The organism is Clostridium simiarum (assembly GCF_018919175.1).
GTDB lineage: Bacteria > Bacillota > Clostridia > Clostridiales > Clostridiaceae > Clostridium_L > Clostridium_L simiarum.
This window is the reverse complement of sequence record NZ_JAHLQL010000004.1, coordinates 261,335-284,775: the sequence shown is the minus strand read 5'-3', so window position 1 is coordinate 284,775 and position 23,441 is coordinate 261,335. Positions and strand designations below refer to the sequence as shown.

Annotated in this window: 19 protein-coding genes and 2 pseudogenes; 2 read left to right on the top strand and 19 right to left on the bottom strand. The window is 35.3% G+C overall.

The window, feature by feature from the left end; genetic code table 11:
* Window positions 1-289: 289 nt before the first annotated feature.
* The 7 genes from KQI89_RS12795 to KQI89_RS12765 all read right to left on the bottom strand — a co-directional run bounded on the left by KQI89_RS12795 (window position 290) and on the right by KQI89_RS12765 (window position 9,049).
* A complete protein-coding gene (locus KQI89_RS12795) occupies window positions 290-823 on the bottom strand; it encodes an AAA family ATPase (RefSeq protein ID WP_216457392.1) in 534 nt (177 codons plus the stop codon).
* 837 nt (window positions 824-1,660) lie between these two features.
* The gene (locus tag KQI89_RS12790) at window positions 1,661-3,406 is read right to left on the bottom strand and encodes an ABC transporter ATP-binding protein (protein ID WP_216457391.1); all 1,746 of its coding nucleotides are present in this window, start codon (window positions 3,404-3,406) and stop codon (window positions 1,661-1,663) included.
* Window positions 3,403-5,154: an ABC transporter ATP-binding protein gene (locus KQI89_RS12785; RefSeq protein ID WP_216457390.1), complete on the bottom strand. Its 1,752-nt coding sequence runs from the start codon at window positions 5,152-5,154 to the stop codon at window positions 3,403-3,405. Before KQI89_RS12785 ends, KQI89_RS12790 begins: the two co-directional genes overlap by 4 nt.
* A gap of 14 nt (window positions 5,155-5,168) precedes the next feature.
* Window positions 5,169-5,984, bottom strand: coding sequence for an ABC transporter ATP-binding protein (locus tag KQI89_RS12780; protein ID WP_216457389.1), 816 nt, complete (start codon window positions 5,982-5,984; stop codon window positions 5,169-5,171).
* A gap of 14 nt (window positions 5,985-5,998) precedes the next feature.
* Window positions 5,999-6,997: a FecCD family ABC transporter permease gene (locus KQI89_RS12775; protein ID WP_216457388.1), complete on the bottom strand. Its 999-nt coding sequence runs from the start codon at window positions 6,995-6,997 to the stop codon at window positions 5,999-6,001.
* Window positions 6,994-8,043, bottom strand: coding sequence for a FecCD family ABC transporter permease (locus KQI89_RS12770; RefSeq protein ID WP_425514087.1), 1,050 nt, complete (start codon window positions 8,041-8,043; stop codon window positions 6,994-6,996). The genes KQI89_RS12775 and KQI89_RS12770 overlap by 4 nt, the downstream gene beginning before the upstream one ends.
* 7 nt (window positions 8,044-8,050) lie before the next feature.
* Window positions 8,051-9,049, bottom strand: coding sequence for an ABC transporter substrate-binding protein (locus KQI89_RS12765; RefSeq protein WP_343216367.1), 999 nt, complete (start codon window positions 9,047-9,049; stop codon window positions 8,051-8,053).
* Between the two features lie 315 nt (window positions 9,050-9,364).
* On the opposite strand from KQI89_RS12765, the gene KQI89_RS12760 reads away from it, so the two are divergent.
* On the top strand, window positions 9,365-10,279 hold the full coding sequence (locus tag KQI89_RS12760; RefSeq protein ID WP_216457386.1) for a helix-turn-helix domain-containing protein: 915 nt from the start codon (window positions 9,365-9,367) through the stop codon (window positions 10,277-10,279).
* A 980-nt stretch (window positions 10,280-11,259) separates the two neighbouring features.
* Here KQI89_RS12760 and KQI89_RS12755 read toward each other — a convergent pair.
* From KQI89_RS12755 to KQI89_RS12710, 11 genes and pseudogenes are all read right to left on the bottom strand, one after another.
* On the bottom strand, window positions 11,260-12,516 hold the full coding sequence (locus tag KQI89_RS12755; protein ID WP_216457385.1) for a DUF5780 domain-containing protein: 1,257 nt from the start codon (window positions 12,514-12,516) through the stop codon (window positions 11,260-11,262).
* A gap of 280 nt (window positions 12,517-12,796) precedes the next feature.
* Window positions 12,797-12,988, bottom strand: coding sequence for a YwbE family protein (locus tag KQI89_RS12750; protein ID WP_216457384.1), 192 nt, complete (start codon window positions 12,986-12,988; stop codon window positions 12,797-12,799).
* A 47-nt stretch (window positions 12,989-13,035) separates the two neighbouring features.
* Window positions 13,036-13,713, bottom strand: a pseudogene (locus KQI89_RS12745) (transposase); the annotation flags it as partial.
* A gap of 127 nt (window positions 13,714-13,840) precedes the next feature.
* On the bottom strand, window positions 13,841-14,476 hold the full coding sequence (locus KQI89_RS12740) for a CatA-like O-acetyltransferase (RefSeq protein ID WP_216457383.1): 636 nt from the start codon (window positions 14,474-14,476) through the stop codon (window positions 13,841-13,843).
* 1,237 nt (window positions 14,477-15,713) lie between these two features.
* The gene (locus KQI89_RS12735; RefSeq protein ID WP_216457382.1) at window positions 15,714-16,025 is read right to left on the bottom strand and encodes a hypothetical protein; all 312 of its coding nucleotides are present in this window, start codon (window positions 16,023-16,025) and stop codon (window positions 15,714-15,716) included.
* A 1,064-nt stretch (window positions 16,026-17,089) separates the two neighbouring features.
* Entirely contained in the window at window positions 17,090-17,314 is a 225-nt protein-coding gene (locus KQI89_RS12730; RefSeq protein WP_216457381.1) for a hypothetical protein, read from the bottom strand.
* A gap of 164 nt (window positions 17,315-17,478) precedes the next feature.
* Window positions 17,479-17,655, bottom strand: coding sequence for a thioredoxin family protein (locus tag KQI89_RS18165; protein WP_425514088.1), 177 nt, complete (start codon window positions 17,653-17,655; stop codon window positions 17,479-17,481).
* Between the two features lie 335 nt (window positions 17,656-17,990).
* Window positions 17,991-18,161, bottom strand: coding sequence for a DUF2000 family protein (locus KQI89_RS12725; protein WP_216457380.1), 171 nt, complete (start codon window positions 18,159-18,161; stop codon window positions 17,991-17,993).
* A gap of 71 nt (window positions 18,162-18,232) precedes the next feature.
* Window positions 18,233-19,192 carry a nucleoside hydrolase gene (locus tag KQI89_RS12720; protein ID WP_216457379.1) on the bottom strand — a complete coding sequence of 320 codons (960 nt, stop codon included), beginning with the start codon at window positions 19,190-19,192 and terminating at the stop codon, window positions 18,233-18,235.
* Window position 19,193: 1 nt separating this feature from the next.
* A complete protein-coding gene (gene rbsK / locus KQI89_RS12715) occupies window positions 19,194-20,117 on the bottom strand; it encodes a ribokinase (protein ID WP_216457378.1) in 924 nt (307 codons plus the stop codon).
* A gap of 18 nt (window positions 20,118-20,135) precedes the next feature.
* Window positions 20,136-21,329, bottom strand: coding sequence for a NupC/NupG family nucleoside CNT transporter (locus tag KQI89_RS12710; protein ID WP_216457377.1), 1,194 nt, complete (start codon window positions 21,327-21,329; stop codon window positions 20,136-20,138).
* Between the two features lie 205 nt (window positions 21,330-21,534).
* On the opposite strand from KQI89_RS12710, the gene KQI89_RS12705 reads away from it, so the two are divergent.
* Window positions 21,535-22,344 (top strand): MerR family transcriptional regulator, encoded by an 810-nt coding sequence (locus KQI89_RS12705; RefSeq protein WP_216457376.1) that lies wholly within the window; start codon window positions 21,535-21,537, stop codon window positions 22,342-22,344.
* 469 nt (window positions 22,345-22,813) lie between these two features.
* On the opposite strand, the pseudogene KQI89_RS17715 reads toward KQI89_RS12705, so the two are convergent.
* A pseudogene (locus tag KQI89_RS17715) lies at window positions 22,814-23,410 on the bottom strand (IS3 family transposase).
* Window positions 23,411-23,441 lie beyond the last annotated feature (31 nt).

Here is a 23,441-nt window from a genome sequence, read left to right as displayed (position 1 = left end):
TGAACATCTTCTTGTTGTGATTATTGAGGCTTTGTTATTCTTATAAAAGATTCGTTTTTTCTAAAAATCAATACACAGAAGAATTTAGGAAGACGATTTTAGAGCTCTATAACTCTGGCAAGAGTTTTGTAGAGCTAAGTAGCGAGTATACATAGCAAAATCACCAATCACAGGATGATGAAGAAAGTTAAGCCAGTAACTGTGGATAAAGACGCAACTATTACAGCCGCAGACTATCTGCATAAAAAGTTCCATTGTGTTATACCTGAAATGTGGACTGCTTCCTGCCTCACAACATGCTTATAATTCTATATGCCCGCTCAATTACTTCCCCAGGTGAAATTTTTATACATGTGTATCCAAAGTATTTATACGTTTCTTCATGAATATATTCAAAACGTAAGGATTCCTCAAAGCTAATCTTTCTTGCCTCTGAAGGCTGACAAAAACCTAGATTTTCAATAAAGAATACCTTCTTCTGATAAATTTGCTCCTTCTCAACTCTGTTTATTTCTTCCATGATTTTTTTAGATGGTTGATATCCAAGATATTTGCTAAGTGCATATGTGCAAAAAACTGAGCGATCATAGATTTGAACTTCAGATGAAAGATCTGAAAGCTGTACTTGTCTTTGTTTTTGCAATGCCACAATTTTATTAATAAAGGACGCATCCTTCCATGGTTCAGCATTGCCCTGTACTTGCTCTAAAGCAATTATATCAGTTGCGGCTTCTTCCACTACCAAATAACCCATTATTTCTAGTAATCTAATAATTGAAGTTTTCCCGGATCCTGGTGTACCTGTTAAAATATATCGTTTCATTAAACACCTCTTAAAAATAGTAACTAGTCCCACTTTTGAGTAAAAATTGTACGACCTTTGATATTAATAGAAAAAACAGAATACATTTTGAGATTGTTTGTTAATTTATAGAGTGGTTTCGTCTGATTTGATGATAGAAGGGTTTTTAACACAAAAAGATTATAGCAAATATCATTTAGCAAGTCAAAGCATATTGTAAATTTCTACTTACGCTTTTCTATCTATCTATGAAAAATTGTAATTTTATGTTTCCATCCATCTAAATTCACTATGTTATCTATAAAATTGCTCAAAAAAAAGAGGCTAAAAATTGCATTTTTCCACCTCTTTTTCTGCTAATTTTCCACGCCGAAACCACTCCGTATTGTTTGGGCTTTATTGGGGTCAAGAATGAAAATTTTCTTAAGGTTAAAAAGATTTCAAAACCTTTAATAAAGTAATAGGAGAATCACTGATTATAACCGTTTAATTTGTATACATTTACCTTCATAATCAATTCTCCTTATAAATTTACAATCCTTCAGATATTCTTTTCCTCTGCTATTTTTAATATATAATCCGCAACAGCAAGATCTTAGAACTCAATCCCTGTGCTGTCAAATACCGTGATATTTTGACTAGATATCGACCTGTATATTGTTTTTGACCTCTAGTCATCATAACACTTCCTTCTCTTTTCTCTATTTTAAAGTGTTCGGCTTTCTGTGTCTACAATATTATACTAACACCAACCTTTATCAAAGCATTGTGAAATCTAATATCCCCAATGGATTTAATCATCCCGCAAAAACCGTAACATAGGACAAGGACTGGGTCTTTTGAGATCGGGATTGCCACTTACTCCTTTATGCTCCATCCCCGGCTGTTCTCTCGGATGGTCACGAAGTCCCGATAGATTCCTCCATCGTTCATCAACTCTTCATGCGTTCCTTGCTGAGCAATACATCCGTTCGCAATCACCAATATATTATCGGCATTGCGAATGGTATTGAGTCGGTGTGCAATCACAAGCAGGGTCTTTCCCTCACACAGCTCGCTGATGGCCTGCTGGATGAAGCTCTCGTTGTCTGCATCCACACTGGCAGTGGCTTCGTCTAGAATCACTATGGGAGCGTCCTTCAAAATGCAGCGCGCAATAGAAATTCGCTGTTTTTCGCCGCCGGAAAGCGTTGCTCCCCCCTCACCTACCATGGTGTTGAAGCCGTCAGGTAAAGCCATTATGAAGTCATAGCAACGAGCTTTTCTAGCAGCCTCATACACTTCTTCTTTGGTGGCCTCAGGCCTGCCCATACTGATATTGTTGTAAATGGTATCCTGGAATAGATACACCCGCTGGAACACTATGCTGATATGATCCATCAAATCCCTGAGCTTTACCTCACGTACATCCTTGCCGCGAATCAGCACCTGTCCAGACTTCACATCCCAGAAACGGGTAAGAAGGCTTGCAATCGTGGATTTTCCACCGCCGGATGGACCGACCAGTGCCAACATATTGTTCTTTTTCAGGTCAAAGGAAACGTTGTGCAACACCTCTTTATCCCCATAGGCAAAACTGACATTTTTAAACTGTATCTCGGGTGTGTGGCTACTGTTCGAAATGGAGTTCTCTCCGTCGTCCGGCAATTCAGACTCCGCAAACACCGCCTCAATGCGGTCCATGCAGCTGTTCATGACCGTTAACTGCGTGATCTGGCCATAAAGTGCCTTGATTGGACCGAACAGGTCAAGCACAAAGAGCATAATACCTACAAGTAAGGTCACATCCAGCATCCCGTAGAAATTCAGGAATACGGAAAGAGCAATCACTATAACCGAGCCGAAGCCATAGAGGATATTCAGCCAACGTTGCCACGGTGAGTGGTTTTCTTCAAATTCAATGCTAGTCCGGCAGCTCTCCCTGAAGTTGTCAGAAAGCGCCTTCGACTTCTCTCCCATCAGGTTATAAGTTTTGATGATTCCAATCCCTTCGGTGAAATCAAGGACGGAATCCGTTAGGCTTTCGCTCTGCTCCTGGCGGATAGCGGAATCCGTCAGACTCTCTTTTCTCATTCCATTTGATACCAGTAGAAGAAGAACCATAACAGCAATTGCCACAAGCCCCAGCCACACGTTGAATAGTAACATGAAGACAATCATGATGGCTTGCGAAAAGATATGGCTCATCATGTCTGCTAATGCCGTCATGCAGTTTTCCTCAATAAACACCATGTCGGTGGACAAAACGGAACTAATTTTGCCGATATTGCCCTCTGTAAAATACCCCATGGGCATTTTGCGTAGATGTGCACCTAGCTCCATACGTTTGTCGGCAAACAGCATAAATCCCGCCGCCGACTGAAGCCAGTCTGCAATGTACTGGAACAGCATTTGCAGCATCAGACTGCCTGCCATAGCAATTCCAATACGCAGACACATATTCACAGTGGCCGTGCCGTTATAAAAGGCAGTAAGAATAAAAAGGGCAAGACTGATTGGCACTTTTGACAGAAATGATTTCAAAAAGGAGAATACGAATGCCAGCTGTATTCTTACCTTATAGGTTCCGGAAACCGCAAGTATACGTTTCATTAATGAGATCATAAGGCATCTTCTCCTTTCATTGTGCTGACTTTCCACTGTTCACTGTCCTCTGCAGCCCGCCAAAGCTTTTGGTACTCAGGGCAGCTTTTCATCAGCTCTTTATGGGTACCGGCCGCAACCAGATTGCCGGAATTTAGAACACAGATCTGATCCGCATTCACAATAGAGTGCAGCCGATGCGCGATTACAATGACAGTTTTTCCACGGATTACCTCGGCAATAGCTTCATTCATTTTTTCCTCGTTCTCCGGATCCATAAATGCCGTGGCCTCATCGAGAACAATGATAGGCGCATTTTTCAAAATAGCACGAGCCAGTGAGATGCGCTGCCGTTCACCGCCAGAAAGCTGCTTTCCACCGTCACCAGCCATGGTATGAATGCCATTTTCAAGTCGTGCCAGAAATTCGCCACATTGCGCCTTTTCCGCTGCTGCCATAACCTCCTCATCAGTGGCGTCCAGTTTGCCAAGACGAATATTTTCAAGGAGGCTAATGTTGAATAGAAACTGCTCCTGCGCAACGTAAGAGATTTCGTGATTCAACGCCTCAAGGCTCATATTTCGGATATCCTGTCCACCTATTGCAACTGCACCCCCGGTAACGTCATAAAAGTGAACGAGCAGCTTAGCTAGTGTGGATTTGCCGCTGCCTGATTCTCCTATAAGCGCCGTCAGACTGCCTTCTGGAACCTCAAGTGATATTCCGTGGAGTACCTCGGTATCCTTGTAGGTAAAACGGACGTCCTTAAACCGCACCGAATGGTTCTTTCCGGCAAACGGTTTATTGGATTGCTGCAACGGAGGCGTACTCATCATCTGCTCAAGATTTTCGATTCTGTAGTTGATCTGTGCTATCATGGGCATAAAACCAACCGCTTTGAGAAGCGGTGCACCGATTCCGAAGGACATACATAAAACCAGAGCCAAATCCGGTAGTGTGGAATAACCCTGAATGACCAGATAAGCGCCTATGGGCAGGACAAACAGCGCCACAGAGGGCACGATACTCTTATAAATCGCCATCCAGAGCCAGCACGCTCGATACCATGCCAGTGTGAAGTCTCGGTATCTTTTTACGTCCCCTTCAAACCTATGGTAAGATTCGCCGTCACGGTTGAACACTTTGACGACCTCCATGCCGTTTATGTACTCTACAATGGTATTGTTCATATTCTGCGCCGCCCCGTAATAGTTGTGCATCTTCTTCATACCGATCCGATACATTACCGTCATGGCCATCAGCCCAAGCGGCAAAGAGCATAAGGCCAAAAGCCCCAGCTTCCAATCCACAAGGAACATTCCAGCAAATACCATAACCGGGATTGCGAGATTCGCGATCCCCTCCGGGAGCGCGTGGGCCAACATTAGTTCAATTGTCTCAATGTCGTCAATGAACATTTTTTTTATAGAGCCGATGCCCTTTTCCTGAATAATACCCAGTGGCTGTTTCTCCAGCTTGTCCTGAAGGGAGATGCGCAAATTTTTCAGAGTATTGTACGCCGAACGGTGGGACAGGGAAAGCCCCCATACATAAAACACAGCATACATCAGTACGCAAACTACAATGGCGATAATGCGCCAGATAATATATTCCGCCGTTATGCTCTCCCGCATCAATAGAGGACGGATAAGTTGATAGATGAACCAAAAAGGCAGTACGTTCATCACGATACCGATGAGCATTGCGGCGATGGCTGCATAAGTTGTTTTGCGATACTCGCCGGCATATTCCAATACCTTTTTAAACAAGATATTTACCTCCTTTATAAATTTTTTTCTTTTTTGAATATTTGTCCTCCCACACCGTAGGGAAGACACACTGGCACATCCAACACAGGATGCCGGATCACTTCCGCCTCCACGTCAAAAACCTTCCGAAGTGTTTCCGGTGTTATGACCTCTTCTGGTGTGCCAGCACAGTATTTGTTTCCATCCTTGATGGCTACAAGATAATCAGAGAACATAACAGCATGGTTTAGGTCATGCAGAACCATGACAACCGTTACGCTCTGCTCAACATTCAACTTCCTTAGAAGCTGGAGTATCTCTAGTTGATGGGAAATATCCAGATAGGTGGTTGGCTCATCCAGAAACAGAATGCCAGTCTTTTGCGCCAACGCCATGGCAATCCAAGCGCGTTGCCGTTGGCCTCCAGAAAGCTGATCCATCTCCCGGTTTGCCAGTTCTGTCATATTAGTACACGACAAGGCCCACTGAATCACTTCCATGTCTTTTTGTGTCATACCAGACATCTTAGAGCGATAGGGGAAGCGCCCGTATTCCACCAAATCCTCCACGGTTATTCCTGTGGGAGTCTGTGCACTTTGAGGCAGTAGCGCCAGCTTTTGTGCTACAAGCTTTGTTGGTATGCTATGAATGGATTCTCCCTCCAGATACACAGCACCGTCTGATGGAGCGATTAGCCTTGACATGGTTTTGAGAATCGTAGATTTACCTGAGCCATTTGAGCCAATCAGTGTTGTGATTTGTCCTGACGGGATTTCAAGATCGAAATTATGAAAAACAGGGTTGCCGTCATAACCCGCGGACAGTTTGTTTGCTGTTATACAAGCTTGCATAGTATTTCACCTCCTTAGGTCTGCTTGCGTAGCAGGTATAGAAAATAAGGCGCTGCCAGAACAGAAATCATGATACCCACAGGTATTTCAATGGACTGGAATAAGGAGCGTCCTATAGTATCAGCCAATAGCAGGAAAAGCCCTCCCATCAGCATAGAAGTCGGAAGAAGATAACGATGGCGAGCACCCACAAACCTTCTCGCCATGTGGGGCGCTACAAGGCCAACAAATCCAATACCTCCACTGACTGAAATACAGCTGGCCGCCAGTGCAACTGCGATAATCAGAAGGATTCTGCGTTCCCTTTCCACCCGGACACCCAGCGCCAAAGAGGCTTCTTCACCAAGGAGAAGCAGATCCAGAACATTCATCATGCCGAACAGCATGGGGATCAGTATCAATAGGTAGGGAATTAGCGCCTTGACCTGATGCCAACTGCTCCCCCAAATGTTTCCCGCCAGCCATCTTGCTACCAACTGATAGCTGCTATTATCCATATCAGCGCCCATAATTAGCATCAAAGCGAAAAAACCGGCGGAAAGACAAATCCCCCCTAATAACATGTAATCAGGTCTTACCTTACCATGTCTTTTGGAAAAACCGTATAACATCACTGCAACAAAAAGACCTCCTACCATGGCAAACAACGGTTGATAGATCATCGTTCTAACATGCAGGGATGGAAAGAGTGACAGAAACAGCATCACTGAAAATCCGGCACCGGCGTTGATGCCTAAAATGCCCGGATCCGCCAGCGGGTTTTCTGTTACTGCCTGCAGCGTACATCCAGACAGAGCCAAGCCCATCCCGCACAGGACGGCCAGAACGATGCGCGGCAGCCGAATTTGCAGCAGCACAACTGATGATTCGGGACTGTATGGGTTAACAAGACTTGCCAGTACTTCTGCATATGGTATTTTCAGATACCCGCAGTTTATAGAGAACAGAACTGCTACGCAAACTACTATCAGAAGTAGCCATGGCATCAGCCGTTGCTTGTTTCGCTTGTTCATATGACGGCTCCTTTCTTTCGGTAGGTCAGCGCTAGAAATATGGGAACGCCGATTGCCGATACCAGTGCGCCCACAGGAGTGTCAAAAGGAGCATGGATGGTACGGGCCGCCACATCGGCAATCACCAGCAATATGGCCCCTAAAAGTGCCGATACCGGCAAAATCCTGCGGTAATCCGTTCCCACCAGCAGACGAGCCGAGTGGGGCACAATCAGCCCCAAAAACGAAATCCCGCCCACCAGCGATACGCTTGCGCCTGCCAAAATTAGGACAACCGCCATTCCGGTGATACGAACCGCCCATAAATTCACTCCAAGTCCCGCAGCACTTTCTTCGCCCAGCGCCAATACGGACAATTTTTCTGAAAGAAGTAGTCCAACAATCCCCGCTGCCATAATCCAGGGAGTGGTTACAATCAGATATGGCCAAGCAATACCGGACAAGCTGCCTGCTGTCCAAAAGGAAAGGTCTTTGGAAATACCGAAAGTAAGTGAAATTCCCTGACTGAGAGCGGTTAATAGTGCCGAAACGGCAGAACCGGCTAAAATCAGCCGTATGGGTTTAGCCTTATGCTTGCCTATGCCTAAGCCATATACCATCAGAACAGCCAAGGCCGCACCGAGAAATGCCGAAAACATCGTACCAAAAACCGATATATATGGTAAAAAGACAGCGGTAAGCGCAACAAATAATCCAGCCCCTGCATTAATTCCCAAAAGCCCAGCGTCGGCCAAAGGATTTCCCGTAACACCCTGCATAATAGCCCCAGCAAGGGCAAAGGCCGCTCCGGTAAAGCAGGCTGCCAAAGCTCTTGGCATACGCATTTCCAGCATAATCCTTCCTATCTCAGAAGGGTTATTCGGATGGGCAAGCGTTTGAAGCAATGTTTTAAGGTTCCCTCCAGCAACGCCTATGCTTACGGAAATCAGAATGGACAATAGCAGGACAATGCTCATCAAAAGAATTGAAAACGCATACCCCGCTTTTGTGCGAAGCCGTTGCTGGAATCTAGATGGAATTTTAAAGGGAGCTCCCCCTTTAAACAATTTACTCTTAATCAACATTTGTGTGATTAATAATGGCCTCCGCCATTTTCTCCATATAAATCAATTTTCCTCTGGGCGTGTAGGCCATGTTGTATTGTGCGCTATTCAGTCCGTAGTAGACATTGCCGTTTTGTACAGCTTTCAGATTCTTCCAAGTGGGACTATTCGCTGTATCTCCAAGCTTTCCGTCGTCACTGAAGTAGAAAATATGATCTGCGTCGATCTTTGAGAAATACTCAGCATCCACAACCTGGCCCCAAACATCTTTAGGTACGCCGGCTGACGGGTTCAGCTTAAATTCGTTGAAGGCAAGATCGCCAGTGCCTGCTGTCCGATAAACATAATAGGAACCAAAGTGCACCGAGTTTGCCTCAATGACCGCAAAAGATTCATTACCAACAGCTTCCTTTATCTGTGCGGCAAGTGCGGCAGCCTTTGCATCGTAGTCCTCAAGCCACTTTGACACGATATCTTCCTTACCAAACCATTCACCTAGCTGTTGGAAACGTCCGCGCCAATTTACAAAGCTGATATCGTCGCTTAACATGACCGTAGGTGCAATGGTCTGAAGTTGCTCGTACACCTTTTCATGTCGGATGTTCATAATGATAAGATCAGGTTTTAATTCGGCAATCTTTTCAAGGCTTAAATCCATGATTCCGGCATAGTTCCCGACTACCTCAACCTTATTTTCAATAAAGTAGTCCTGTAGGTAATCAGGCACTGTCACACCATCAAACATGCTAGTGTTGGCCGATCCAATAAACGGAATCCCCATAATGATCAGCTCATCCACTGATCCGGAGACATCCACAACACGCTGAGGGTTGGCTGGAATTTCAACTATCCCCTTCATATCCTTAACCGTTATTGTATCACCATCCGATCTGACAACTCCGGTGGTCTGTCTTGTTTGCTGATCGTTTTTTTTCGAGCTACCGATTGAGCATGCAGACATGAGCACTGCCATTATAAAACAAATTGGAATAATAAGTTTTTTCTTCACGTTAATCCTCCTGTTCGTTACAAAATTTATGTTCAGTTAGTTAGGTTTGACTAACCGTAATAAGTATAATGAATAAAATACTTTTTTTCTCCCCCTAAACGGATTTTTTTTGCCCTAAGACGGAGGATGGCGGTGTTATCACAGTTTTTAGAAATGTAAAAAATTATTTCCATCAGGATGAAAGAAGCTTTATGTTGACAAGTTAGATTTAGCTAACTATGATAGATATATTACCTAACTATAAATGATATAAAAGATTATTAGGGTTTTCCTGCCCTTATGCCGGACAGAAACCATTAAGGAGTGATTGATAAAATGTCTTACTTACCATTAAAGTTTGAAGATTCAAATATTTTCTCCAAAAAAAGTATAGCTATTCGCCCTGATGTATATATCATGGTATCTGACGGTATACTGCAAAATAAAATTCAAAGAAAATCAGAGACGACCGCTCCTATATTTGAATTATCTTATAGCCGAAATAATGCCATGTACGGAGAAGTGGATCGGACACTGATTGAACTTCGACCAGGATATGCATCACTTGGCTTTTCGGAACAGGCCATCTGCCATTCAGAGTACAACAGAGGAGATGATATTAAGTTATATTCAATTTGGGTCAGCCCCTGCGCGTTTGATGGTTTTTGTAAAGCAGTTTATGGAAAAAGCAACGTAGGATTTCGTTCTTTCCAAAAGGGAGCTTATTATTCTTGTGACTTCAAAAACGACGCACAGGAAGAGAGCCTTATCAATAAATTAGATTCATGCTTTGAAAAGGGATCAGATAAACTAAATAGGCTTTTACTGGAAAGCTATATTTTAGAGCTGTTGTCCATGAATATCGAAAGACTGCTCTGTAAGGATTCTTTTGATAATCGCTTTAGTGAAATATCTAAATCCGATATAGAGCGACTGACTTATACCCGCGAGGTGCTGTTAAATCGATTAGAAACCCCTCCAACTCTACTTGAATTGTCACGCATAATCCAGATGAATGATTACAAATTAAAACGTTTATTTAAACTGTACTTCGGAAAAACTGTCTATGAATTTATTCGGGAGCAGCGGCTGGAAAAAGCTTTTTCTTTGCTTCAGGGAGGAAATTATAATGTGAGCCAAACTGCCTTTGCAGTGGGATACACGAATATAAGTCACTTTTCAAGCGCTTTTCAAAAAAGGTTTGGAATAACTCCGCGGGCTCTTATGAAAACGGGACGTTTCATTACATAAAAAAGCATAAATAAACTTGATACTTAACCGTCATGGACTTATCGACATTTGTATACATTATTTTGAATATGTTTCGTTACTTACTTTTCTCCTTTTGGAAAACTTAGAAGGTCAACACTAAAAGAAAAGTGCTGACCTTTCATATTCATGTTCATAAAATGATTTTAATTTTTCTACTGAACAGATTTGTAGCCTTTGAAGCGTAAATTTAGAGCTGTACTAATGGGTAAGGAAGTTGACTGAATACCTTTATTTTAATTTTTATATTTAATTTATATAAAATAAAAGCACCAAGATTTTACTTCTCAGTGCTATTGATATTTTAAATTTGTTTGCTGTAATATTTATCATCAATTTACTTTCTAATCTTTAACTACACCAATTCACTTAAGTCTTGCTCTAGCTGAGTTATTTAATTTGAAGTTTTTCAGCTATCTGTTCCAATGGTATCCTTATTAATAGTTTTTTCAACATTCTCCAAAAATACTTTTAAAAAGAGCCTTTATCAACAACCATATAATTCTATAGTTGGATAAAGGCTCTCTTTAATAATAAATCATCAACTACTTTTGCAGAGCAGTTCTTCTTTCCTTCAATATAACTATTGCACTGTCATACTATCTTTTAATAAATCTTATATTTTTTCTTTTCTATAAAAAAATTGCTTTGCATAGTTATAGCATTATCTCTATTACAAAATACTCTTTTAGTAATTTCTATGTTATAACCATCTTCAAAATCAATAGTTTTATAATAAGGCTAAAAATCTCCATACACAGTTTTTATAATAGAATTTATACCTGTACCACTTAAAATATCAATTTTTGTGTCATAAAACGTATATTTTTTTTGATAAAGAATTTTTATTAAGTTCATTTAGACATTGTAATATTAGATTTTCTGTTATTTGCAAAATACCACTTCCTTTTAAAAATATTCAAAGCCTGTATTTCTTAATAAATACAGGCTTTCAATTGTGATTATTTATATGGTTTTCCTAAATATTCATCTTTCCAGTAGTTATAATAGTCATTTGTCCATTTATCTCCATCATAATATTCAACATACATAACACAAGCATTTAATTTTGCAACAGTTCCATAATTCGTATATAAATTCCATGCACTGCTATCTCCAAATGTTTTCCCCGCTTGTATATTTACAGACTCAGCCTTGCCTTTAAATAATTCATTTTCTCCAGCTAGTGTTCCTGATTTTAGAGGGTATCCATTGCCATCATACATAAGAATCCCAATAGTAAACTTCTTTACAACTTTATTTGTATTATTTTTAACTATAACTTTAGCTTGATCGTTAATATTAAAATAATCTGAAACTACACTACTACTAACCACAACTAATTCCTGTTTATTTTTTGCTTCTTCAATTTTTTGTATTTTTTCGGTTTCTAGCTTTTCCTGTTGCAATTTTTCATAAATTTCATTTTTAGAAGTTAAATCAGCATCATTAGAAAAAACTACTATTGCCTCTGACAAGATTTCTACTGCTTCATCGTAATCTTTCTTATTTGCAAATTCTTCTGCACTTTTTAATACTTGTTCTTTATATTTTTTTTCATTATTATTAATCTGCTCTTTAGCTTTTTCATAGTTCTTATCATCAGAAATTACATTTTTATATTCCTTTATAGCATTTATTAAATTGTTGTTTTTCAAAAACTCATCTGCTTTTTTAAATGCAATTCTTGAATTGTTAAGGTTGTTAACGTTATCAATTGCATTATTAACATCGATAGATATTAATCCTGTACTCTTAATTGTATCAATCCTATCTTTTGCCTTATTAAAATCAATTTCTTCATTTTTAAATGAATTAACGATGTCCAATAATTCACTCTTTAAGAATGAGTTTATTTTATTTTCATTATCTGAATTACCTTTAATTTTATCATTATAAAGTCTAGCTGCTTCTGTTTGCTTATTATTTCTAATATCACTCTTGTATTTAGATATAGGATTATTAAAATAAATAATTCCAGAAACTACAAAAATTATTATTACTAAAACTGAACATGATAAAATAACATTTTTTTTATTTATATGAAACTTTATCTTGTCTTTAAATACTTTCTTATGATTCTTTTCATTATCAGCAATATCATTTTTCATTTCATTACTATCAATATTATCAACATTTGTAGTTTCTAATTTTGCACCACATTTATTACAAAATAGACTTTCATCAGAGTTTTCACTCCCACATTTTGGACATATCACTTCCAATCTCCCCCTTATCATCCCATATAATTCAATTATAATCTATATGTGTATAAATTCAATTGTTTTAATAAATTACTTAAAACAACAAACTCCTATCATAAAACCTTAAACTCTTAACCCCTTGAATGGATTTATATCAACATAATAGACACAGATAATCAAACTATATATTTTACAAGTATGTTATTTATACTTCATTTTGTATATTACTACTTTATTTAAGTATAATTAAAAGCACTCAACCTACAAGATTGAATGCCTTTATTATACCTAAATATTATTTTATTTCTTTTACTCTTCCTACAATTCCACACTCAAGCATAACTTTGATACCACGAGGATGAACCTCTGAGTTTGTAAGAAGTTTTTGCACTACGCCCTCAGTTAACTTTCCAGAACGCTGGTCTTGTTTTTGTACCACTAAGACCTTTGTTCCTACTTTTATATCTTTTCTTATTGTTCCATCCATAGTGTTACTCTTCTTTCTTATTTTTTATATAGCTTTACACAGGTCTCCACATGTGTGGCATAGGCAAATACTTGTTTATACTCTCCCTTATGAAACCAACCACTTTCATTATCTGTACTGCTTACTTTTTTCTTTTTTACCTTTAGATCACTTCTTATTCTTCTTTTTAAGGGCTTTTTTAACCTTTTTTCTCTATCTTTTTCAATCTCTTCTTGCAAGGTCTTTATGTAAAACAAGCTTTCTTATGTTACATCTTTACTCTCATATTTTTTATTATTCGCATGAACCTTGATGTGTGTTCCATCAATAAAAACTTCTGAAGTATCTACTAATAGGACTTCAATGCATTGTTCTAAAACTCCGTAAAAAATTTGTTCAAATATATCAGTGCCTCTAAATCTTCTTGAATAATTTTTACCAAAGGTAAAAAAACGGGGAATTAAATCTTTCATGTCCAATCCTAAAAACCAACGATAAGCCACATTAACTTCAATGTCTTTGATTGTTTGTCTCATACTTTTAATTCCATATAAATATTAAATTAATGGCAGTTTAATCAATAGAACAGGATCTAAGCTAGGTCGCCCATTATTTTCATCATATTTATCTTCAACTAATTCGTAAATAAAATTAAAATGAACATACTTATCAATATCTCTTAGTAAATGTTCCTGTGGAACTAAGTCATTTAAAGAATAAAAACCAATTTGATCTCGTTTACTCATGTCTTGTTTAAATCAGCTCCTTTTCTTTATTTTACCAAGAAAAAAAGACAAAGTATCGAATAATTCAATACTTTATCTACAGTCTGACCAAAGAAAATTTCTTTTGTTTTTAGTTTATTTCTTATCTTTAAAAATGATCAAAATTTTGTTGTAACTTTTCAATAAACATTCCCACATGATAACCATCACAAATTGCATGATGAACTTGAAAAGCTAGTGGTAACAACAGCTTATCATTTTCTTTAATTATTTTTCCACCTGTAACAATTGGGGCTAAAAAATAATCATTTTTATTAATATTTAGATTAAAGCCATCGAAAGAAACCAAAGGTAACATTGAAACTACTAGAATATTCGTTGGTAAATCCTTTTGTGGTGTCATTTGTTTTGATTGTTCATAAGTTTTAACTGTTTCTAAATACCTTTGCTGAAACTTATGAACATCAGCTTGCCAAGGTGTCCATACACTAACAAAATTTTCACTCACTTGGCTATTAATTGTATAGTTTGGTTCTAACCTATCCCATACAACAAGTTCTTGTTTTTCATTATGACCTACTCTAAAACATTCAAATTCGTTAATAGTTTTAGTCACTTGATGAATAACAGCTGCGTAAAACTTAATTTCTTGTTGTTTTATTCTTTGATAAAACTGAGTCACATCTAATTTAGTTGTTAAACTAAAACTAGTTCCCGTTGCCATAAATCCTTCAAAATGATCTTTTCTTTCCCATGTATTTAAATCTATTTTTTTATAATTCATTTTCTTTCTCCTCTCAATAATTAAATTTTAATTTATTAAGAGGATAATTTAACTGTCTTAATCATTGGTTGTCACCCCTTTACTTTAATAAAGAGTTTAACATAAAAAAAAAGACTTGTCTAAAAAAATTGAATCGTGAATATGGTATCTCTAGCATTACAATTTATTCTCGGATTAAAAAATTTAAACCTATCAATGATGAAAGAATGACCTCAGAACATATCGCTGAACTGTTCAAACAATACCAACAGCTATAAGAAAAAATGATATTCTAAAAAAGGCTATAACCTTTTTCGTGAAAAAGTAACACAAAATAAAGTGATTCTTTTTATTTTGACAACAAAGAATGGGTTCTCTGTTAGTTTAAAAAGAATCTAGCGTTTAATGAAAGATGCTGATATAAGTTCAATTATTGTTAAAAAATTTCAGATAACCTCTTCTAATCATAAGGTGATGAAAGAAAAAACATCTAAAAAAATTAAATTGCATAGAAAGTAATCATCTGACATCACTTATATCTAAACACGAAAAAATGGTTGGTATTACCTAGCTCTGTAATGGATTTGCATTCTAAGAAAATAATTGGGTTTCAATATTCAAGTCAATGATTTCTCAATTAGTTATCAGTACCTTAACAAATACCACTTTAAACAACAATCCTAATGGTGTTATTTTGCGTATAGACTTAGAAAAACAGTATCCAAGTGATAATGTAATGTACTGGTTTGAAATAATACATTCTTTTAATCATATGGGATCCCCTTATGACAATGCATGAATGAAGTCATTTCATGCCAGTTTGAAAAAGGTGAGGTTCACCATCAACTATTTTATATTTCTAAATAACACATCGTGCTGTTTATTCAATATATTGAATCTTAATACAATCGACAATATATTCCCAGTAGCATCAACTATTTAACCTCTAAGGCTTTTCAACTACAAGAACTTCAACATTAAAGTAAAAAGTTAAGGTAAAGGTGTCCAAGATATTGACTTAGGTTAAACAACCAATATCATGATTGAATGTAAATTTGTGATACAGTTTTAAATATTTTTAATATAAATATTTACTAATTTTATAATGTCAGAAATTATATATGAATTCTTAATAAAATTTAAAAATCACCTCTATTTTCTTCTAAAAACTCTTTAATATTCTTTAAGGCTCTTGTCTTGTGGTAGTGAACTGTACTCTTTGATAATCTTAAACATTCAGAAATTTCATTAATTTACATTACTTGAAAAAATTATAATATAATAATTTTTTTTCAGTTTCTGAGAATATATCTATTGCATTTCCTATTATTTCATTATCAACCTTATAATTAAGGCTTCCCAAGGATATGTGAATATTATCTACATCATAGTTTTCTGTAAATGTAAACTTATTCATATCATTATAGTTAAGTAAATCTATAGAAATTAAACCTCGATATTTTCTGGATTTTTCTAAATATATATCCCTAGCATAATTTCTCAAAACTTTTTTACAAAAACTATCAAATTGTTTTTCAATCTTCTCCTCATGTTTCCTACTTGCTTTCAAAAAATTCACCTCCTGCTTTTTAGTACTTAAATTTAATTATTGTTAGTCATAACTAACACGATACAAAAGGTAAATTCGTTTGATTATATCAAAATTAATAATGAAAAAAATATTTTCTGGCTAAACTTGGTTTGATTTACTAGTGTATTTTTGAAACTTTGTTAATTTTTTATCGTTCTTTCCCTTTTACATGACTTAAAAATAATTAACTATAATTGAATATAAATAATACAAACAAAAAAACTTTATTTCAAAGGCTCTTTATTCATTAATAGAAAAATGTTAGAGACTGTTTTTTTAAATCTTGCTGCTTTACCATGTAAATAGTACTATTTATATAAAATGAAATTAATTATTAGAAAATAATTTTGTCAACTTTGACATGAATTCTGAAATAAATTTATCAACATAGACCCCAATTACCATTGAAACATTTGGATTAGGGTCGTTTATTTTTTCGTTGTTTCCGATTGTCGTACTCTACCTGAACTTTCTGTTTCAACCTTTATATGAAATTTAGTAGTTTTAAATAATCTAGGATCAATAGAGACAGAAACATCCAAAGGTTCATGCAATCAACATCCTCCTAAATATGGTCATAGGCTTTAAAATTGTAATTAACTATATGATAAATTTTTCTAGTACCAGTACTTTCCTCCATGAAGGCTGCTACGTTATAATTTATAACTTTTTTATCTTTGATGATTTGTTCTAAATATTCTTTTTTAATACTATTTAATATATTTAGTTACACTATTTCTTTTTGTCATATTACACAAGATTTTATCTCTATTTTTTTAAACTGAAAATCTATATCTCAGCAAAAAATGACATACTTAATTACTCTATATAACTTATATCACCAATTTTATCTAAATTATATTTTCCAACTTTGTATTTGAATATAGTATTTTTATTTCTTCACCATTATATTCACCTGGTGTTACGATATCCAAAAGAATCGGTATTGTCCCTCCAGACGAAATTATTAAGACATTGACATTTCCACTGTACGTATTATTAAACCACCTTTACCTAGTAATTCTGTAGAAAAAACTTTATCACTACCTTCTGTTAATTGTTTTACAGAACCTTTCATTGATAAAACGACAGATAATTTTTTTACTTATAGATATTACCTCTTCACTTTCTAATTCTGATTCAAGTTCAGAATCATCTTCCCAGAAAAAATAAGTTAATAAAAAACCTGTTCCAATCGACGCTACAATTGATAAACTAGCTTCTAAAAGACCCCTAATATCTCCTGTTTCATGATTAATAAAATGCAAAATACCAAAAATCTCCAAACTCCCAAATAGGGAACTAACCTAAATTTTCTTAAATCGAATTTGACTCAGAAAAGTAAAACAAAAAATTCCAAGGACATCTCGTGACCTTGGAATTACAATTTACTATGTATCAAAATTAATTTTTGTCATTAAAATAATTAATCTTACATATGCTTATTTAGAATAACCTGTACTTGTTCTTTTTGATGATAGCCGATAAAGTGACTTATTATTTTACCATCTCTTAAAATTAACATATTTGAAGTACTCATAATCTGAGACTCTTCACCTAAGATTAGGTTTTCATCTAAATTAATTTTAACAAATTTTATTTTACCAATATATTTTTTTTAAAGGATTTATAAAACAGGACTTTGCATTTTACATGATCCACACCAAAGTGTCTAAAATTGAACCAGTGGTACATTTAAGGTAGTTAGGACGGGCAGCCAAACTACCTATCCAAGCTGTTTTATTCCATAAAACACTTTATCTTCGTATAAAATAACCCCTTTAGTCACACCGTTTTCAAAGGTAACAAAATAATGTTAATGAATTGAATCGAGTTCTACATGTTCAACATTCATATCTTTTGAAAGAAAATTAACTAAAATAGTCTTACCACTTCCAGTTGCTCCAATTATTCTAATTTTCATTTTTATACTTCCTTGCGATGCTATCTAAGTAAACCAAAGCTACCATTTAGTTTCTTTACTAATTTTTTATCACCTTTTATTCCTATGCCAAAATACGTTAAATCTTCTTCATTGAGAACCTTCATTTTTTCAGTATATAAATCATAAGTTTTTGAAGTTTGAGCTTCTTCTATAAAATCAACTATTGTCAAACTTTATTTATGTAATTATTTTTCTATGTAATGTTACAATACTTATAAGTAGTAGATATATCTAAAAAATTCTAGTTTTTAGAGAACAATGTTGTTAATCGATTCATAAATTCAGAAATAAATTTGTCTACATCAACTCCAATTGCTACAGAAATATTTGGGTTTGGTTCGTTAATTTTTTCGTTATTTCCAATGGTTCTACCTCTACTCGGACCTTCTGTTTCAACTTTCATATGAAGTTTAGTTGTTGTAACAAGACTTGGATCAACTGCAACGGCAACAGCTAAAGGATCATGTAAACCGCATCCCCCTAGATATGGAGATAGTGTATCATAGGCTTTAATATAGTAATTAACCATATGAGAAAATACTTTTCCTGATGTTGTGTTTAAATCACTCCAAATTTGAGATTGTTTTTTTGTTAGTAAAGTTTGAAGTGTCACATCTAAACCAATCATTGTAATTGGTAAACCGCTTTTGAATAATTTGTCTGCACTAACTGGATCTTGACTAATATTAGCTTCAGTGAATTGGTTAGCATTTCCACAAACTGTTAAAGCACCACCCATAATGACAATATTTCCAGCTAATTTTAATGTTTCTAAATCTCTATCAACAGCAGTTGCCAAGTTAGTACAAGGACCTGTGGCAACGATTGTTAGCTCTTCTCCGTATTTTTTACATGATTCTAGAATAAAATCAATACCATCTTGTTGTTGCTTAGCAATAGGACTCTTTGCTATATGAGTATTACCAACCCCATCTTCTCCATGAATAAACATACTTCCGTCAGTCGTTTTGAAGTGCTCTTTATCAACTGCGTGGTGTTGTCCAGAAAAAACAGGTATATTAGAGTTACCAAGCATATTTAAAATATTTAAACTATTTTGAACGCCTTGCTCTGTTAAAACATTTCCGTAAGTACCAGTAATACCAATTAGTTCTACTTCAGGAGAGCCTAAAGCATAAGCAATAGCTAGTGCATCATCAATTCCAGTATCTATATCTAAAATCATCTTAATCTTTTTCATTTTATTCCACCTCATAATTTTTTATTAGTTTATTAACTTCTTCATAAGTAGGCATTCCAGTCTGAGCACCAAATTTTTGAACAGAAAGGGATGCACCAGCATTCGCCCAAGTAATAGCTTCATCTAATGTTGTATTTTGAGAAATTTTAGCAGCAAGAATTCCATTGAATGTATCACCTGCGCCGGTAGTATCAACAACTGTAGCTTTAAAAGCTTTTACTGTGACAATCGTATTATTTCTTACAAAGGAAACACCTTGACTTCCTCTAGTCACAATTAATTGAGTGTTAGGATGTTTACTTTGCCAATCTAACATCTGTGTCTCAATTTCAGAGTAATCAAAATGACTACCACATAAATCAGAAAATTCTGAGTCGTTAGGTGTGATAAAATCAACGTTGTTTATGATTTCATCAGATAAGTCATGATAAGGAGCAGGATTAAGAATCACAGTTGTTTTATATTTTTTAGCAATTTTAATAATGTGAAGAACACTACTTATTGGTATTTCAAGTTGCAAAAGTAAGACTTTAGCATTTTTTATTTGTTCTTCATATTTATCGATAAAAGTCTCGCTAACCCAATCATTGGCACCAGGAATTACAACGATGGCATTATCAAATTCTGTTTTAAAAATTGAAGCCATACCTGTAAAAGTATATGAGACAGTTTCGATATTATTGATGTTAAGGTTTTCATTTTTTAAATGTTTTTTTATTTTTTCCCCAAAAGTATCATTCCCAAGACAACCAATTAATGAAACATCATTAATAATTCTAGAAGCAGCAACAGCTTGATTTGCTCCTTTTCCACCGATAAAATAGTCAATACTTCTTCCGTGAATAGTTTCTCCTATTTTTGGGAGACGATTTACTTGCATTGATAAATCAAAATTTAAACTTCCAATAACTAATACATTACTCATTTAATCTCTCCATCTTCTTTAAATAAACAAACCGATAATTGTGGCGTTCATCATACTAATTAATGTAGATGCTAACATTATTCTTAAACTAAATTTAGCAACAACGGCACCCTTAGCTTTGTCAAAACTACCTACTAGTCCAACAGTAATTCCCATCCCTGCAAAATTAGCAAAAGATAAGCAGAAAATAGAGACAATAGCAACACTTCTTTCAGAAAATGTTTTTGCTATTTGAGTGAAAGATTGAATCGCAACAAACTCGTTAGATAATAATTTAGTTGCCATAATCTCCCCTGCTTGCACAATATGGTCTCCAGGAATACCCATTAAGAATGCAAATGGAGCAAATAGATATCCAAGCATTTGTTGGAAAGTAATGCCAATTATCCCTTGAAAAATAGTGTTAATAAGTGTGATTAAACCAATGAATCCCATAGCCATAATTGCAATACTGATTGCTATATTAAAACCTAATGTCATATAGTCTCCAAGGACTGTGAAGAATGGTTTTTTATTTTCTTCATCGTCAGCTACTTCAAAAACATCTTCCTTAGGATCAACATCAAAAGGGGAAACTATATGGGACATGATAAAGATTCCAATCATATTCATGATTAAAGCAATAACAACGTATTTGGGACTAAGCATCTGCATATAGGCTGCGACAACGGTTACACCAAAGTTTGAAATGGTTCCTAGACAAATTGAAAACAGACGCGCATTTGACATCGTCGCAAATTTATCCTTAAAAGAGATAAATGCTCCTGAAGAGATGAAAGGATAAGCAACAACGTTATACGACTCAAGGCGTCCAAGTCCATTTACTTTACTAAGTAGAGAACCAATCAAATTAATAAAAAATGGTAAAACTTTAATATGATTTAAAATTCCAACTAAACCAGAAATAAAAATCATAGGCATTATCACGTTTAAAAAGAACTGATTAGGGACACCCTCATTTTTTAAACCACCAAATACAAAATCAACTCCGACACTAGCTGAGTCGAATAAAACTTGAACACCAGCAGCAACTTTTAGAATAATAACTTCTCCAAAAGTTGTATTAAGAAAAACGAATGCGAGTAGAAATTGTACGACTAGTAAAAATAAAATCGGTTTCATTTTTGATTTTATTTTTTTGCGATCTAAACTAATAGACCACCCAATTAAAAACCAAACCCCCATAGCAATGGCTGCTATTATAAATTTCATAGTTACACCTCTACTTTCTTTGACAGATTATTTAGTATAGATTAAAATGTTGTTGTTGATTAAAAAATAAATTTTTATTAGTGAGTCACCCTCTTTTTAATATTTTTGAGTAATCCAAGCTTGAAATCTCATTTGTAAAATCAATTATAATGTCTCACGTGGGTGGAGAGTCAACACCTGTTGAGAAGAGAAGGGTGAGTTATTTATGAAGTTAATCAGTATTGGAGAATTATCAAAGATTTCAGGAAGCACAATTAGAGCATTGAGGTATTATGATGACAAAGGTTTTTTAAAACCTGAGTATATTGATCATGAAACTAATTATCGTTACTATTCTGCTGACCAGTTAGGGAAATTAACGGTGCTTCAAATGTGTTCTGAATTTGGAATTCCCCTTAAAAAACTTGAGCTTTTTCAAGATACTGGTAGTAATTTTGATTTGTCTAGTATGATTTCTGAAGGGGAAGAGCTGCTACGAAATAAATTAGAAGAGTTAAAAGTATTAGAAGCAAGAATGGATTCTTTAAAGAGAAGTATTAGCAATCTTCAAGAAAAGAAATCCATTAATAGTGTATATAAAAATGAGTATCCTGAAAGAATCGTGATAACGATTACTTATGATTATGTGGATCCTTATAGTCATAGTTTTTCTAAAATGATAACGGACTTGTATAAAAAAGTCCGAAAATATAATCTTACAGCTTTGTATAATCAGGGAGTTATTAAAGTAAAGGATGATAGAAAAGATAAAATGGTTGGATTTATCGAAGTAAAAAAAATGACTTTTACCAAAGAGCAAAATAAACATTTAGTAAAGTTACCTGCTGGAAATTATCAATGTGAGTTATTTGAATTTGAAGATTTTAGAAGTAATTTTAATTTGATATGGAATCAAAAAGTTGAAGAAGATGAATTAGTGATATGTTCAGACATCTTTGATTCTAATTTTTCGAAGGCGGTTCCTTACATTGAAATCCAAAAATTGCCATTGATAGAGCCTCTAATCATAAAATAAGTTGGTTAACTAAGAAGCATTAGGGTTTGTCAAGAAAACTGTGTAAGTTTTCTTGACAAACCCTAAATTATATAAACAATTAACATATTTTTCTATACAAATAAAAAGCAGCTAAACTCTATATATCTGTTTAGTTGCTTTTTAAATCTAATCATGTATATCTACCTATCGGCTATAATAGAAATAGAAGTATTTATACTCTATTCTTCATAAAAAATTCCAATTCATCATCAATTTTAACCACAAGCAAAATTAAAATTACAAGAGCAATTTCATAATCAGCTTCGTATTGTTTAGCATTATCATAAAGAGGGGCTCCATGTTGATACTTGTTTCGTATTCCCCAGCTATTATCAAAACACTTATTGTTTAGTAAAAAATTTAAGTAATTTGCCCTTTCCCCAATAAACTATACACCTTAAACTCGTTATTTCTAGCTTTTTCGTAGATTATCATATTATTTCATTTTTTATGCTACCTTCACTTTTTTATTTGTGTTATTGTAATATTCTTCTGGTGTTAAATAACCGTTAGAAGCATGTATCCTTTTCCTGTTATAAAATATCTCAATATATTCAAACACTACTGCACGAGCTTCTTGGCGTGTTTTAAAGTGTTTATCATAAAGCCATTCACATTTCATCTTCCCCTAAAAGGATTCCATAGGAGCATTGTCCCAACAGTTTCCTTTAGGAGACATACTACATACAAACTGATACTTTTTTATTAAATCTTGGTAGTCATTAGAGCAATACTGCGACCCTCTATCTGAGTGTAAAATGACTCCTGTTGGTTTTCCTGCTTGCTGATACGCGTCCTTTAATGCGTTGATAACTAACTCCTTTGCCATTCTTTCACTCATGGATAAACCAACAATTTTTTGTCCACATAAATCCATAACACAAGCATTTAATTTTGCAATAGTTCCATAATTCGTATATAAATTCCATGCCCTGCTATCTCCAAATGTTTGCCCCGCTTGTGTATTTGCAGACTCAGCCTTGCCTTTGAATAATTCATATTCTCCAGCTAGTGTTCCTGATTTTAGAGGGTATCCATTGTGGATTTATATCAATATAATAGACACAGATAATCAA

Excerpts from the sequence above, each read along its gene's own strand:
- KQI89_RS12720 (WP_216457379.1), bottom strand. The coding sequence starts at position 19,192 with ATGAAAAAGATTAAGATGATTTTAGATATAGATACTGGAATTGATGAT.
- KQI89_RS12710 (WP_216457377.1), bottom strand. The coding sequence starts at position 21,329 with ATGAAATTTATAATAGCAGCCATTGCTATGGGGGTTTGGTTTTTAATT.
- KQI89_RS12760 (WP_216457386.1), top strand. The coding sequence starts at position 9,365 with ATGTCTTACTTACCATTAAAGTTTGAAGATTCAAATATTTTCTCCAAA.
- rbsK (WP_216457378.1), bottom strand. The coding sequence starts at position 20,117 with ATGAGTAATGTATTAGTTATTGGAAGTTTAAATTTTGATTTATCAATG.
- KQI89_RS12750 (WP_216457384.1), bottom strand. The coding sequence starts at position 12,988 with ATGGATGGAACAATAAGAAAAGATATAAAAGTAGGAACAAAGGTCTTA.
- KQI89_RS12775 (WP_216457388.1), bottom strand. The coding sequence starts at position 6,997 with ATGAACAAGCGAAACAAGCAACGGCTGATGCCATGGCTACTTCTGATA.
- KQI89_RS12740 (WP_216457383.1), bottom strand. The coding sequence starts at position 14,476 with ATGAATTATAAAAAAATAGATTTAAATACATGGGAAAGAAAAGATCAT.
- KQI89_RS12790 (WP_216457391.1), bottom strand. The coding sequence starts at position 3,406 with ATGATCTCATTAATGAAACGTATACTTGCGGTTTCCGGAACCTATAAG.
- KQI89_RS12795 (WP_216457392.1), bottom strand. The coding sequence starts at position 823 with ATGAAACGATATATTTTAACAGGTACACCAGGATCCGGGAAAACTTCA.
- KQI89_RS12780 (WP_216457389.1), bottom strand. The coding sequence starts at position 5,984 with ATGCAAGCTTGTATAACAGCAAACAAACTGTCCGCGGGTTATGACGGC.
- KQI89_RS12705 (WP_216457376.1), top strand. The coding sequence starts at position 21,535 with ATGAAGTTAATCAGTATTGGAGAATTATCAAAGATTTCAGGAAGCACA.